Origin of the sequence: Moritella sp. 5 (assembly GCF_018219455.1) — a bacterium.
Taxonomy (GTDB): Bacteria; Pseudomonadota; Gammaproteobacteria; order Enterobacterales; family Moritellaceae; genus Moritella.
Genome location: NZ_CP056122.1, coordinates 529,351 through 544,043 on the forward strand (window position 1 = coordinate 529,351; position 14,693 = coordinate 544,043).

Consider the following 14,693-nt stretch of genomic DNA (forward strand, 5'->3'; position numbering starts at 1 on the left):
ACTGGCATTTTATTGTTTATAGTAAATAGCCTGCTATTTTTGCTCTCGGCAACCACAGCCATTCACGTATCAATAATGCGGTGGTGGTGTCTCATCTGCTTCGCTTGCTAGTCCACTGCCCACCTGCATTGTTTTTATACGACTAATTAAAAAAGTCAGCTGTACTTTTTGATCTTCAAGTATTTTTTGCTGATCAATAATGGCGTTATTTAATTGTTCGATAGTGTCGTCTTGAAAACTTAGTTTCATCTCTAAGTCACAAACACGCTCTTCTAATTGCTGAATTTCCATGTTTTTCCGCTATGGCTGTAATTTTATGAACTAAGTTTAACATGTAATGTCGATTTATTTGAGCTGAAATACTAGGCTAGATAGGATGTAAAATTAAGTAAAGTTGGATGATTTATCATTTTTTACATTTATAGTTGTTAATATCTTGTATGGAAGCATCAAATAGTTATGATAATACTAAGTAGTTATTAGGTATAAGTAACTTAGAACGTAGTTGTGGAATTACACTGCATTATTTTAATTAGGTATTTCGATGAAAAAATTTTTTAAAGTAACGGTACTCGCTTCAGCAGTATCTCTGTTAGCGGCATGTGGTCAAGAAGCACAAGAAGCTCCAGCAGAAAAAGTAACAGACATTAAAGCATACACTGAAGATCAACAAGCGGCTTATGCAATCGGTTCAATCGTTGCACGCAACTTGGTCGCACCCCTTAAGCGTCAAGAAGAGTTAGGTGCACCATTAGATAAGGAAATCATCGTTCAAGGTATTACTGATGCGTTAAACGAATCCACGCAGTTATCTGATGAAGAATTACAAACTGTATTAAAAGCGTATGACGAGAAAATGAATACGCTATCAACTGAAGCTGCACGTATAGAAAGCGAAAAAGCAGAAGTAGATGCAAAAAAATTCTTTGCTGAAAATGGCAAGAAAGAAGGTATCACCACGACTGAATCTGGTCTTCAATATGAAGTGCTAGCAGCGGGTACAGGCAAGAAAGCAACACCAAGTGATACGGTAACTGTGCATTATACTGGCTCATTATTAAATGGTAACGTTTTTGATAGCTCTGTTGAACGTGGCGAACCAGCAACATTCGCACTTAATCGTGTGATCCCTGGTTGGACTGAAGGTGTGGCGCTAATGAACGTGGGTAGTAAGTATAAATTATACATCCCATCTGAATTAGGTTATGGCGCACAAGGTGCGGGTGCAGATATTCCACCAAATTCAACATTAGTATTTGAAGTTGAATTATTAGAAATTGCTGGTCAAGATAAGTAATAAAACTAATATTAACAATGCAGTTTCCTATTTTTAGGTTGCTGCAGTTAAATAAAAACCCATTCATATCTGACGATGTGAATGGGTTTTTTATTGGCTGGAGTTAAATCAGATGAACAGAACTTATTCTGCGTCGACAACTTCGCGGTGATAAGTCGCTAGGGTAAACAGCAATTTATCTTCTAACTCAAAGCGTTGTTCTAATAGCTCTCCGATTTTTGACATATCTTCATCTAAAGATAGCAGGAGAATGTCGTCATCTTGATTTGCTTCGGCGTATTTATCATTGAATTCAAGTAATGCTTCTGTGGTTAACACTATCTTAGGTTGGATTTTTTGTGCGAGGGCAAGGCTTTTTACGCTGTATTCTGCACATTGAGATACGATTTGGTCATAAACTTCAAAATGACCCGTAGATAAATAATCAATTAATATTTGGCAAAAGGCTTGCAGTTCATCTTTGCTGGGTAATGTGGCTGTTTTTTCAAATGGGGGTAAGCCTTCGAGTTTGCAATAATCGACAATCAGTTCTTGTCGCTCTTCTAGCCAATGATCGATGGCGTTGTGCGTGCCGCCCCAAGCTTGTTGCGCTTGTTCTAATTTGGTTAACATATGACTTACTCCATGTACCCTTAAAAAATAAGGTTTCCTATTACTAAATTTTTTACCGTAAAACGTCAACACTATTTTATCTGGTCAAACCTGATTAATTAGCACCACAGTAATAGATTTATCTACTAAAGGACGATTACTGATTTTAAACTGTTGTATGTCTAATCATAGCATATAAGTCTTTGTTATGACTGATTTTTGGTTTTGCATTGAGAGCTTGTTAATGAATTGTGATTAAGGTCTCTGATTCTATTAGTACTAATTGCGTAAATTAATTGCGCTAATTGAAACATAGATGAGTAAGCCGTTATAGGCGATTTAAAGCTGTTGTTTTTTTCTTCGCTCAGTCAGTAATCTTGGCCCATTTTTTTATATTTTGGCGTTAATCCCCTGTTATGATCAACTTGTTGTTAAATTAACGGTGAAAATGGCGTCAAATATTTTGTCAATTGTTGAATAATGTTACAATCACGCCATATTAGAGCCGCAATTCAGGAAAGGATATGAGCGAGTTAAAGAATGATCGTTATTTACGTGCGTTAGCCAAAGAATCGGTAGACCAAACACCAGTATGGATGATGCGCCAAGCAGGCCGTTATTTACCAGAATACAAAGCAACGCGTGCTGAAGCCGGTGACTTTATGTCGCTGTGTAAGAATGCAGAACTTGCTTGTGAAGTAACGTTACAACCATTACGCCGTTTTCCACTTGATGCGGCTATTCTGTTTTCAGATATCTTAACCATCCCTGATGCGATGGGTTTAGGTTTGTATTTCTCAGAAGGTGAAGGTCCTAAATTTGAGCGACCTATTACGTGTAAAGCTGATGTTGATAAGATCGGTATCCCAGATCCCGAAGGCGAATTACAATATGTAATGAACGCGGTGCGTACTATTCGTAAAAACCTTAATGGTTCAGTACCGTTAATTGGCTTTTCTGGTAGCCCATGGACGTTAGCAACTTATATGGTTGAAGGTAGCGGTACTAAAACGTTCACTAAAATTAAGAAAATGGCATTTGCTGAACCACAAACGCTACACTTATTATTAGATAAGTTAGCGGATTCAGTGATCACTTACCTTAACGCGCAAATTGCGGCGGGCGCACAGTCTGTGATGGTATTTGATACTTGGGGCGGCGTATTATCGCCACGAGATTACAAAGATTTCTCACTGCAGTACATGCACAAAATTGTTGATGGCTTAACGCGTTTTAACGATGGCCGTAAAGTGCCTGTTACGCTGTTCACTAAGAACGGTGGTCAATGGATCGAGCAGATCGTAGCAACAGGTTGTGATGCGATTGGTCTGGATTGGACAATTGATATTGCAGAAGCTAAAGCCCGTGTTGGTGATAAGGTTGCACTGCAAGGTAATATGGACCCTTCAATGCTTTATGCATCACCAGAACGTATTCGTGAAGAAGTAAGCACGATCTTATCTGGTTTTGGTACAGGCAATGGTCACGTGATGAACTTAGGTCACGGTATCCATTTAGATGTTGAACCTGAAAAAGCAGGTGTATTCATCGAAGCGGTTGGCGAATTGAGTAAGCAATACCACAAGTAAGCTACAATTTGTGTGAACTGGCGATTACTTGCATACGGTAATCGAAAACAAAAACGGCGTCTATTTACATAGACGCCGTTTTTTTATATTTTATTTTAGCCTTAATAATCGTTAGCGAGGTGCGTAGATCATTAATCCGCGTTAACTGCTAAGATCTTTTCGGCGTTAGCTTTAAGCGTTGGCTGTTCTAAAATGTCGTACGCTTTAATCATTACTTTTAATGCGCCAGTTCGTGACTCTGTATCTGCAAAATTATCGATAATATACTGTGCACGCTGGATCGCCGCTATGTAGGCTTTACGTTTCATGTAATATTCAGCTGCCGACAATTCATAACGTGCGAGGCGACTTTTAATTGCAATCGCACGCTTTTGCGCATCAGCCACATACTCACTTTCTGGGTAGCGTTTGATCAGGCGCGTGAAGTCATTGAAGGCTGCATTTGCATAACTTGGGTCTCGATCTGAACGATCTATATTAAATAGGTCATGAAATAGGTTATAATCCGCGCCCATATTGGTAAGTCCACGCATATAGTAGACATAGTCTATGTCTTTATGGCTTGGATTTAAGCGAATAAAACGATCTATATTGGCCAATGCCTGTGCTGTGTCACTATTCTTGTAGTAAGCATAGATCAAGTCTAACTGCACTTGCACAGTGTGCGGGCCAAATGGATAACGTGTATCAAGCGCTTCAAGCGTTTCAATAGCGGAAACAAAATTACCCGCTTGTAACGATTGTTGAGCGATGCTGTATAGCTCGATGGCTGGTTTATCCGGTACAGTCGGTTCTGATTTTGAAGAACAACCTGTTGCCACAACCAGTGCGAGCGATAGACTTATTGCTAATTTTATTGATTTTTTCATTAGGTTGGATAAATTCCAAATTGCTTAATGCGAAAAATAGTTACGTAGCCAATATGCTACAGCAAAATAAAAGGCTAAAATAGCCTGAATCCTGTAATTATACTGAAAATTAGGACCGAAGAGGGTCCCTGCTACCTATGAGCCAACATATAGAACTTTCTGCCGTTGTTGCAGAACACCAAGTCGGTCAACGTTTAGACCAAGTTTTAGCCGAGATGTTCCAAGATTATTCTCGTTCACGTCTGAAAGAATGGATTCTTGCAGGATTTGTTAACTTAAATGGCAACGTTGTCGTTAAAGCACGTGAAAAAATGCAATTCGGCGATAAAATTATCTTAAACGCTGAAGTTGACGAAGAAGTTCGTTACGAGCCACAAGATCTGCCACTTAATATCGTGTATGAAGACGATGACATTCTTGTTATCAACAAACCAGCTGGTTTTGTTGTGCATCCAGGTGCTGGTAACCCTGATGGTACAGTGCTTAATGCATTGCTATTCCATTATCCAGACATTATTGACGTGCCACGTGCAGGTATTGTTCACCGTCTAGATAAAGACACAACGGGTTTGATGGTTATTGCGAAAACAATTCCAGCACAAACGCATTTAGTAACAGCACTGCAGGCTCGCCGTATTACGCGTGAATATGAAGCTGTTGTATCAGGTACTATGACTGCGGGTGGTTTTGTTGATGAGCCAATCGGTCGTCACGCTACTAAACGTACGCAAATGGCTGTTCGTCCACTGGGTAAACCAGCAAAAACACATTACCGTGTTGCTGAGAAATACCGTGCGCATACGTTATTAAGACTGCGTCTTGAATCCGGTCGTACTCACCAAATCCGTGTACACATGACTCATATTATGCATCCTATCGTTGGTGATACTGTGTATGCTGGTCGTCCAAAGCCACCGGGTAATGCAACTGATACATTGGTCTTAGCACTACGTGGTTTCGGCCGCCAGGCGCTACACGCTCGCATGTTGAAATTAGAGCACCCAGTAACAGGCGAAATGATGATGTGGCGCGCAGAACGTCCGTCTGATATGAATACATTAATTCATATCCTACGTGAAGATACTGCGTTAAACATGATTGATGATTTCATCAGTTAATCATTGATTATGCCTCGTTTTATTCAACCAAACTGGCCCGCGCCGGATAATATAAAGGCGCTAAGCACTACTCGTGAGGGGGGGCTGAGTCATGTGCCCTATGCAGGACTAAATTTAGGTCTGCATGTGCAAGATGACAGTCAGTTGGTGTGGCAAAATAGGCAGTTGTTAATGACCGCTGCTCGTTTACCGCAGCAGCCATATTGGTTGAATCAAACCCACAGTACAGAGGTTGTTAGTTTAGTGGGGCAATCCCACAATACGAATCAACTTCCTGCTGCTGATGCGTCTGTAACACAGATGACGGGGCAAGTTTGTTTAGTGATGACGGCAGACTGTTTACCGCTATTAATTTGCGATAAAGCGGGTACGCAAGTTGCTGCTATTCATGCTGGTTGGCGTGGTTTACTCGATGGTATTATTGAAAATACTATTGCGAAGCTTACTGCTACACCAAATGAACTATTAGTGTGGTTAGGTCCAGCAATCAGCCAAGCATATTTTCAAGTAGGCAGTGAAGTACGTGATGCCTTTATTGCACATGATCCAAAAGCAAGCCGCGCGTTTATTGCCGATGGTGATAAATGGTTAGCTGATTTATATTTATTAGCGCGTCAACGTCTACAAGCGTTAACGGTTAATGCGGCTGATATTTACGGTGGTGACCACTGTACTTACCGCGAAATTGATTTATTCTATTCATATCGACGAGATAACCAAACGGGTCGTCAGGCAAGTTTGATTTACCTTGAATCTCAATAAATAATCCCCAAATAATAATTATGGGTTTTAGTGCCTTGCTAAATACTCCCAGCCAATTAAACGACTATAATTATAGCCACGACCGATAGGACATCGTTATGCGCTTAGATCAACTTACCACCAAATTTCAAATGGCTATTTCCGATGCGCAGTCACTTGCACTGGGTAAAGATAATCAATTTATCGACCCTATACACTTGATGATTGCGTTATTAAACCAAGATCACAGTTCCCTTCGCCCTTTACTTACCGCAGCGGCTATTGATGCAAATTCATTACGCTGGCAGCTGGCTGATGAGCTTGATCGCTTACCTAAAGTACAAGGTACCCAAGGTGACATCCAATTATCATCAGCGTTGAATATGCTATTAAATTTGTGTGATAAATATGCTCAAAAACGCAAAGATAAATTTATTTCTTCCGAATTGTTTGTGCTTGCGGCAGTTGAAGATAAAGGGCGGTTAGGGCAATTATTACGAAAATCGGGTGGTACACGTAAAAGTATTGAAGAAGCGATTGATGTGATCCGTGGTGGCGACAAAGTTGATAATCAAGGCGCAGAAGAGCAACGTGAAGCCTTAACTAAATATACCTTAGATCTAACCGAACGTGCCGAAGTCGGTAAGCTCGATCCCGTGATTGGTCGGGATGACGAGATCCGTCGTGCTATCCAAGTATTACAACGCCGCACTAAAAATAACCCGGTATTAATTGGTGAGCCTGGGGTGGGTAAAACCGCCATTGCCGAAGGTTTAGCACAGCGCATTGTGAATGGTGAAGTGCCGGAAGGGTTAAAGAATAAACGCGTGTTATCACTGGATATGGGCGCGTTAATTGCTGGGGCTAAATATCGTGGTGAATTTGAAGAACGGTTAAAATCAGTGATCAAAGAACTGGCGCAAACCGAAGGCCAAACTATTCTGTTTATTGATGAACTACATACCATGATCGGCGCGGGTAAAGGTGAGGGCGCGATGGATGCTGGCAATATGCTAAAACCAGCATTAGCCCGTGGTGAATTACATTGTATGGGGGCGACCACCCTTGATGAATACCGTAAATATATTGAAAAAGATGCGGCACTTGAACGTCGTTTCCAAAAAGTACTGATTGAAGAGCCAAGTGTTGAAGACACCATTGCCATCTTACGTGGTTTAAAATCACGTTATGAACTACATCACAATGTTGATATTACTGATCCGGCGATTGTGGCGGCGGCGACCTTATCTCATCGTTATATTTCCGATCGTCAATTACCCGATAAAGCAATTGATCTGATTGATGAAGCGGCATCGTCTATTCGCTTACAGATGGATTCAAAACCGGAAGCCTTAGATAAGTTAGGACGGCGAATTATCCAACTTAAAATTGAGCAGCAAGCGCTGGAAAAAGAAGATGATTCAGCCAGTATTAAACGTTTATTGACGATTGCTGAAGAATTGGGTGAGAAGCAGGATAAGTTTAACGAATTAGATGAGATCTGGCGGACTGAAAAAGCTGCGCTTTCTGGTACTAAGCACATTAAATCAGCGTTAGATAAAGCCCGTGTTGAGTTGGATATGGCCAGACGTGCGAGTGATTTAAATAAAATGTCAGAATTGCAATACGGCACTATTCCAATGTTAGAAAAACAATTGGATTTAGCCGCCCAAGCTGAAATGCAAGATATGACCTTGTTAAAGCATAAGGTCGGTGAAGCTGAAATTGCCGATATTTTATCGCGTTGGACGGGGATCCCGGTTAACCGTATGCTGGAAGGCGAAAAAGAAAAACTGCTGGCGATGGAAGATAACTTACATCAGCGGGTGATTGGTCAGACCGAAGCGATTAGCGTGGTATCCAATGCGATACGCCGTAGCCGTGCTGGGTTGGCTGATCCAAACCGTCCGATGGGATCTTTTTTATTCATGGGGCCAACGGGTGTCGGTAAAACCGAAGTATGCAAAGCCTTAGCCGATTTTATCTTTGATTCAGACCAAGCCATGATCCGTATTGACATGTCTGAGTTTATGGAAAAACATTCAGTTGCGCGATTAATCGGTGCGCCTCCGGGTTATGTCGGTTATGAAGAAGGGGGTTACCTGACGGAAGCGGTACGTCGGAAACCTTATTCAGTGATCTTGCTGGATGAAATTGAAAAAGCCCATCCGGATATTTTTAATATTCTATTACAAGTATTGGATGATGGTCGTTTAACGGATGGGCAGGGACGTACTGTTGATTTCCGTAATACGGTTATTATTATGACGTCTAATTTAGGCTCGGATATTATTCAAGAAGAATACGGTAAACATGATTATGATACGGTGAAATTACGCCTATTAGAGTTACTTGGGCAGAGCTTCCGTCCTGAGTTTATCAACCGTATTGATGATACTGTGGTGTTTCACCCGTTAGGGCGTAATCACATTGAGAAGATCGCTGCGATTCAGTTGAAGTCATTAGAGGCGCGATTAAAACAGCTGGGTTATAGTTTGTCGATTACTCCTGGTGCATTAGCAAAATTAGCTGACGCCGGGTTCGATCCCTTATTTGGTGCTCGGCCGCTAAAGCGCGTATTGCAAAAGCAGGTTGAAAATCGCTTAGCCAATGCTATTTTAGCGGGAGAGGTAGTACCTGGTAAATCGATTAAGATAAGCGTAGTTGATGATGAGTTAAGCGTTAGTCAATAATCGAGAATGACCATAAATAACGCATAATTAAAGTAGCCCTGATTAACAGGGCTTTTTTCTTCCTAAAGATTAATTGTTAATCATTCAAACTACTATATTTGTTTTTGTTGAAGTTATCCGTGTTAATATTTATCAGCCTGCAGTGTTTTATACTGCAGTATATCCACACTAAGTTCGGATGAAGGTAGCAGGAGAGTGGCCAATGTGCCCGCCGAAGAAGTAAATCTTTCAGGCGCTTTATTTCGCAAGAAAAAGCATGGACTGTTACTGGACGAGCCTCTGGAGAGATCCATTCAATTGGACGCCGAAGGAGCAAAGCGACAATGTCGTTGAAACTCTCAGGTACAAAGGACAGAGGATAGGATTATTTTTTTTGCGTACTTTCACGTCTGCTTTTGCTGTGGCTTTTGCTGTGGTTTTTTTGCTTCGTTTACCCATCTTGAATAATTACATCCTCCTCAGATTCACATTCTCGAGGAATGATTTTTAATGCACTATTTACAATTAGCAGTACTACAATTTTCTTTACTACAACCAATACCAGCTTCTTTATTAGAAACCCTACAAAATACTCTGCAAAGCATTGATCATTTTATTTGGGGTCCGCCATTATTATTACTTTTGGTCGGCACCGGAATGTATCTCACTTTGCGTTTAGGTTTTTTACAAATCACCAAATTACCCTTAGCGCTAAAGTACCTGTTTTCAGGTGATAAAGACGACAGCGATCTGCATAACAAAAAGCAGGGTGATATCAGTAGCTTTGCAGCATTATGTACCGCACTTTCTGCCACTATCGGTACCGGTAATATTGTCGGTGTAGCCACTGCGATTAAAATGGGTGGCCCCGGAGCATTATTTTGGATGTGGATGGCGGCTTTTTTTGGTATGGCAACCAAATATGCGGAATGTTTATTGGCGGTGAAATACCGTGTTGTAGATGACAATGGGCAAATGGCGGGCGGTCCTATGTATTATCTTGAACATGGTTTGGGTAGTCGTTGGCTAGCGAAAGCCTTTGCCTTGTTTGGTATTGGTGTGGCGTGTTTTGGTATTGGTACTTTCCCACAAGTGAATGCTATTACTGATGCTGTTCAAATCTCGTTTAATATTCCGGTGTGGTTATCGGCGGGGATACTGACGGTATTAGTCGCGATGGTGACTTTAGGCGGTATTCGCTCTATTTCAGCTATTGCTCAACGTACTGTGCCATTTATGGCGGTATGTTATGTATTCGCATCGTTGTTGGTTCTATTATTTAATATCGAAGCGGTGCCTGATGCAATTGGCTTAGTGATCAGCAGTGCCTTTACGCCAACAGCGGCAACCGGTGGTTTCTTAGGCGCGACTGTGATGTTGGCTATTCAAAGTGGTGTGGCGCGTGGTGTGTTTTCTAATGAGTCCGGTTTAGGCAGTGCACCGATTGCAGCTGCGGCAGCAAAAACAGATTCCTGTGTGAAGCAGGGGCTGATTTCAATGACAGGTACCTTCTTCGATACCATCATTATTTGTACCATGACAGGTCTCACATTGGTGTTAACTGGGGTATGGAGTGGTGAAACATCCGGCGCTGCGATGACAACGCTCGCATTTGAACAAGGTTTATCACCGTTAATTGGTCAATACGTTATTACCTTAGGGCTCGTATTTTTCGCCTTTACCACTATTCTCGGTTGGAACTACTATGGCGAACGTTGTGTGCAATATCTGTTTGGTCAGAAAGGCATTAAACCTTACAAGTATTTTTATATTTTGTTAGTCGCTAGTGGCGCATTCTTACAGTTGGATCTGATTTGGATCTTGGCCGATATTGTGAATGGCTTAATGGCGATCCCGAACTTAATTGGTTTGATTGGTTTACGTCATGTGGTGATTGCCGAAACACGATTATTCTTTGATAAATTAACGCTGGAACAGCAACACTCATAGCCAGCATAAAGCGGCAATAAAGACGTTGTTTTTATTGCCTCTTCAAAGATATATAACAGAATTGGGGGGCTGTTAGAATCAAACACACCTTTGTTTATAGCTGGAATCGAGGTAGGTAACGATAATGTTACGGCTGTGTACATTGCCTGGCTGTTTTTAAGTTGCTGTTTTAACTGTTGTTTTATGTGCACCTCGGTTTGGTCATAAACTTACGTAATTTAATTACATTGGTTGCGTAAGTTTATTACAGTTATTCATCACAACTATAAGTGAGATAATACGATTTAACCTATTAATCCATTAACCCATGATTAAGTGCATATTGGATTAACTCGGCACTAGTTTTTGCATTGATCAATTTCATAATCGAATATTTATGAAATTCGACAGTGCGCGGTGAAATAAACAGTTCATCTGCGACTTGGCGTGCAGATTTCCCCTGTGCTAATAGACGTAATACGCTGATTTGACGAGATGATAATTGTGGTTTATCGGTATTTACTGAAATAGAGGTCGAGATATATTCATTTCCCGCCAATACTTGGTTAACCGCTTCGATTAAGCTTTCGCTCGCCTCATGCTTGAGTACATAACCTTTTGCGCCAGCAGCCATCGCACTTTCGGCATATTCTTGTTCGTCATGCATCGTGAGACAAATAATTTTCACGGTTTTATTAATCCGCTTTAACGCCGCAATAGCCGCGATCCCGGTCATGTCTGGCATGCTAATATCGGTGATCACTAAATCCGGCTGATGCTGTTTGACCTGTTCGATCAATTCTAAGCCATCTTTGGCAATTGCTAAAATTTGATGCTCAGGTTGTAAAATACTGGCGATGCCTTGCGCTACAATCAGATGATCATCGGCTAAAACTATATTACTCATAATATTCCTTTAAGGTCGGGATCATGATATCAACGATAAAACCGCCATCTTCTGGAGAGGTGAACGCAGCTGTACCGTTAAATAATTGCGCGCGTTCTTGAATGCTGATTAATCCGATACTGCCTCTTGTTTGGTTTAAATCCAGGTTGCAACCAATCCCGTCGTCGATAATTTGAAAGTGAAGATTACCTTTATTGTGTTGCATCAATACAAATACAGCAGATGCTTGCGCATGCTTAGTAACGTTGTTTAATGTTTCTTGTAATATGCGGTAAAGATTGAGAGATAGCTCTTTATTAAGGGTCGGAATAGGGTCGAATAAAGTTTGTATATCAATATCTTTGATTGTTGATATGCGTCGACATTCTGCTTTTAATGCGGTGATTAAACCGAGATCCTCTAAGATCGCAGGGTGTAACGATCGTGATAAGGCTTGCATATCTTTAGCCAAATGTTGGATCTCGTGGTGTAGTGCATTTGCGGATTGTTTGTCACTGTCGATAGTCAAGGTTTGCGAAAGCGATGATGCTTTAATGGTTAATAGCGCCATGCGTTGCGAGAAATTATCATGCAATTCACGAGATAACAGCCGACGTTCGGTTTCTTGGCTATCCATTAAATGGTGAGATAATAGCTCGAGCTTCTCATTTTTATGCTGAAGTTTTTCCCAATAGGCGTAACGCTCGTAAGTGCATGCGAGGATCTGGCCAAAACTCCGGAACCCTGTGATGGTGTCTTCATGCCAATGCACCGGTTCGATATAGCGGCTAGCAGTAATACCACCCCAAATACGGCCACGCACACGAAAGGGCACGACAATATGAGAAATAATACCTTCCATATTTTTGAGCAGCAATTCATCATGATTGATAATATCGAGCAGATTACCTTCTGCAATAATGAGTTCGCCTTTACTTAACTGCTCTAGATAAGGTGAGTAGAGTCCCTGTGCCGGTAAAGAAACGGGGTTGTAACCAGGAGCCGCAACAGCAAGTGCGCCTTCAAAGCGATTATCTGGCGTTAAACGAACCAACGACATGCGTTGAACTTGGATGTAAGGCAAAAAAGCAGTTAGCGAAGACTCAATCGCAGTCAGTAAGTCGACGGTATCGTTTTCCAATAACCAATTGGAAACCTCAAAGGTAAATTGTTCGATACTTAAGTCAGTCTCATTTATGTTGGGCAGCTCCCGCATATGCAGCGTCCTTATTACGTTTAAGGTATATGTCATTTGTGTCATTACAGTAATATATTATGGGCTTTCTGCGTACTATTTGGCTATAAAAAAATAGTTGATATGCGTAAACCTAGCAATTCTACGAGTACCTTTTCACTTCCTTTCCCGAATATAATCGATCTCATTATTGTTATTTACTTTAGGCCTAATTTGTAGGTACTAAGCTAGCTAATTAAGGAATTAACCTGTGAGTTTAATATCTATGCCTTTTGTAGGCACTGGCTTTGATACGGGATTACATATTGTTGCTGCTGTTGTGCTTATCGGAACTGTGGCTGCTGCAGGAATTGGTTTTTGGAAGTTTCATGAGGTGCCTATTCATCAGGCGCATAAAAATAGCCATCAACAATTAACCTTGATCACGACATTAACTTGGGTCGGGTTTATTTGGCATTGGGTGTGGGTACTTGCGGTGATTATTGCGTTTGTTGATGCAGAACAAGCCATTGCAAAAGTACGAGATATTTGGAAGTCAGAGGGGAATAACGCATGCTAGAAGGGTTAGCTGTCTGGGCATTCCTTATTTATCTATTACGGTTAATTGGTATGCCATGGAATAAATATTCTAAGAGCTTTGCCTATATAGGTGGATCCGCGTGGTTGTTATTCGTCTGGGTTGGTTTAATTACTTATACACCAATGGATTTGTCGGGTGGTTCATTAGTGCAGTCGCCACATATTCAGTTACGCCCTGGTTCAACGCAGGTGACCGGCAACATTAAAACGATCTATGTTAAACCGAATCAAACAGTCACCAAAGGTCAGCTTATTTATGAACTTGAAGATCAGGTTTATCAGATCGCACTGAATAAGTCTGCTGCGCAAGTGAAGAGTGCTGAAGTTGCGTTAACATCGTCATTAGATGATGTGCGTATTAATGAATCTAAATACGCGATCTCGAATAAAGAGATAAAGATCAACCTCGATCAACAAGCTGAAATAGACGTCGATATGAATTGGAAGAAGACGACATTGCAGCGCTATATTGATCAAAACAAAGTGGCTGCATTTACCATCACTGAAAGTAAGTTAGATGAGCAGAAAACTGCGGTACAAGTTGCGGAAGCTAAATTGACAGTGTTGCAATCTCAAGCTGAAAAATTAGTACTAAGTGCACAACAAGCCCAGCTTAATACTATCAAATCCAAACATGCTGTGAATAGTCGTAAAGCTGATTTAGCCAATCAAACCGCAGTGTACGCACAAGCGCAGTGGAATTTAGAAAATACTCGTGTGTATGCGCCAGCCGATGGTTATTTAACAAATTTTATTATTCGTGAAGGTCAATACATAGGTGCGATGCCACGTATTCAAATGTATACCAATGAAAAATACGTACTAATGCGTGTTAACCACCAAGCCATTCGCAATATCAAAGTTGGCCAAGGTGCAGAGTTTGCGTCCGCGGTTTACCCTGGTCATATTTTTGCTGCTGAAGTGGAAGGAATTATAGAAGCGACAGGCGAAGCGCAAGGTTCATTGCTGGCAAGAGAAACCTCGGTTCGAGTTACCACTGGACAGAATGTAATGAATAAACATCATTTTGTGCGTCTAAAACTGATTGAGACCGAGGATTATGACATTCCCGTTGGCGCTGTTGGTTTAGCCTGGATCAGTGGTGTGAAACCCATTGGTTTTCTTGGTTTCTTAGATGTTATTCGCGGTATTATTATTCGGATGAAATCACAAATATATTATTTCTACACCATGTAAGTATAATAAAAAGGCGTCATTGACGCCTTT

At 41.1% G+C, this 14,693-nt stretch carries 13 protein-coding genes and 1 riboswitch; of the genes, 8 read left to right on the top strand and 5 right to left on the bottom strand.

Annotated features, from left to right (window positions below; genetic code table 11):
- Positions 1-69: 69 nt before the first annotated feature.
- Positions 70-291, bottom strand: coding sequence for a SlyX family protein (locus HWV01_RS02470; RefSeq protein WP_045111891.1), 222 nt, complete (start codon positions 289-291; stop codon positions 70-72).
- A gap of 253 nt (positions 292-544) precedes the next feature.
- On the opposite strand from HWV01_RS02470, the gene fkpA reads away from it, so the two are divergent.
- Positions 545-1,297, top strand: coding sequence for an FKBP-type peptidyl-prolyl cis-trans isomerase (gene fkpA / locus HWV01_RS02475; RefSeq protein WP_211673928.1), 753 nt, complete (start codon positions 545-547; stop codon positions 1,295-1,297).
- Positions 1,298-1,420: 123 nt separating this feature from the next.
- Here fkpA and rsd read toward each other — a convergent pair whose 3' ends face one another.
- The gene (gene rsd / locus HWV01_RS02480) at positions 1,421-1,909 is read right to left on the bottom strand and encodes a sigma D regulator (RefSeq protein ID WP_211673929.1); all 489 of its coding nucleotides are present in this window, start codon (positions 1,907-1,909) and stop codon (positions 1,421-1,423) included.
- Positions 1,910-2,412: 503 nt separating this feature from the next.
- Between rsd and hemE the strand changes: the two genes are divergently transcribed.
- On the top strand, positions 2,413-3,477 hold the full coding sequence (gene hemE / locus HWV01_RS02485) for a uroporphyrinogen decarboxylase (protein WP_211673930.1): 1,065 nt from the start codon (positions 2,413-2,415) through the stop codon (positions 3,475-3,477).
- 131 nt (positions 3,478-3,608) lie between these two features.
- Here hemE and bamD read toward each other — a convergent pair whose 3' ends face one another.
- Positions 3,609-4,346 carry an outer membrane protein assembly factor BamD gene (gene bamD, locus HWV01_RS02490; RefSeq protein WP_045111887.1) on the bottom strand — a complete coding sequence of 246 codons (738 nt, stop codon included), beginning with the start codon at positions 4,344-4,346 and terminating at the stop codon, positions 3,609-3,611.
- Positions 4,347-4,483: 137 nt separating this feature from the next.
- On the opposite strand from bamD, the gene rluD reads away from it, so the two are divergent.
- The 4 genes from rluD (at position 4,484) to HWV01_RS02510 (ending at position 10,827) form a co-directional block, all read left to right on the top strand.
- Positions 4,484-5,464: a 23S rRNA pseudouridine(1911/1915/1917) synthase RluD gene (rluD, locus tag HWV01_RS02495; protein ID WP_211673931.1), complete on the top strand. Its 981-nt coding sequence runs from the start codon at positions 4,484-4,486 to the stop codon at positions 5,462-5,464.
- Positions 5,465-5,470: 6 nt separating this feature from the next.
- Positions 5,471-6,226 carry a peptidoglycan editing factor PgeF gene (pgeF, locus tag HWV01_RS02500; RefSeq protein ID WP_211675615.1) on the top strand — a complete coding sequence of 252 codons (756 nt, stop codon included), beginning with the start codon at positions 5,471-5,473 and terminating at the stop codon, positions 6,224-6,226.
- 98 nt (positions 6,227-6,324) lie between these two features.
- Positions 6,325-8,898: an ATP-dependent chaperone ClpB gene (clpB, locus tag HWV01_RS02505; protein ID WP_211673932.1), complete on the top strand. Its 2,574-nt coding sequence runs from the start codon at positions 6,325-6,327 to the stop codon at positions 8,896-8,898.
- A 269-nt stretch (positions 8,899-9,167) separates the two neighbouring features.
- A riboswitch (glycine riboswitch) is annotated at positions 9,168-9,263 on the top strand.
- A gap of 124 nt (positions 9,264-9,387) precedes the next feature.
- A complete protein-coding gene (locus HWV01_RS02510) occupies positions 9,388-10,827 on the top strand; it encodes a sodium:alanine symporter family protein (protein WP_249185418.1) in 1,440 nt (479 codons plus the stop codon).
- A 292-nt stretch (positions 10,828-11,119) separates the two neighbouring features.
- Here the strand turns inward: HWV01_RS02510 and HWV01_RS02515 are convergent, their stop codons facing one another.
- Together HWV01_RS02515 and HWV01_RS02520 are read right to left on the bottom strand one after the other, a co-directional pair.
- Positions 11,120-11,713: a response regulator transcription factor gene (locus HWV01_RS02515; RefSeq protein WP_211673933.1), complete on the bottom strand. Its 594-nt coding sequence runs from the start codon at positions 11,711-11,713 to the stop codon at positions 11,120-11,122.
- Positions 11,706-12,908 carry a histidine kinase gene (locus tag HWV01_RS02520; protein ID WP_211673934.1) on the bottom strand — a complete coding sequence of 401 codons (1,203 nt, stop codon included), beginning with the start codon at positions 12,906-12,908 and terminating at the stop codon, positions 11,706-11,708. Before HWV01_RS02520 ends, HWV01_RS02515 begins: the two co-directional genes overlap by 8 nt.
- 244 nt (positions 12,909-13,152) lie before the next feature.
- Between HWV01_RS02520 and HWV01_RS02525 the strand changes: the two genes are divergently transcribed.
- Both HWV01_RS02525 and HWV01_RS02530 read left to right on the top strand, forming a co-directional pair.
- Positions 13,153-13,446, top strand: a complete 294-nt coding sequence (locus HWV01_RS02525; protein WP_211675619.1) for an MFS transporter — start codon at positions 13,153-13,155, stop codon at positions 13,444-13,446.
- Positions 13,440-14,663, top strand: coding sequence for an HlyD family secretion protein (locus HWV01_RS02530; protein WP_211673935.1), 1,224 nt, complete (start codon positions 13,440-13,442; stop codon positions 14,661-14,663). The genes HWV01_RS02525 and HWV01_RS02530 overlap by 7 nt, the downstream gene beginning before the upstream one ends.
- The last annotated feature ends 30 nt before the right edge of the window (positions 14,664-14,693 follow it).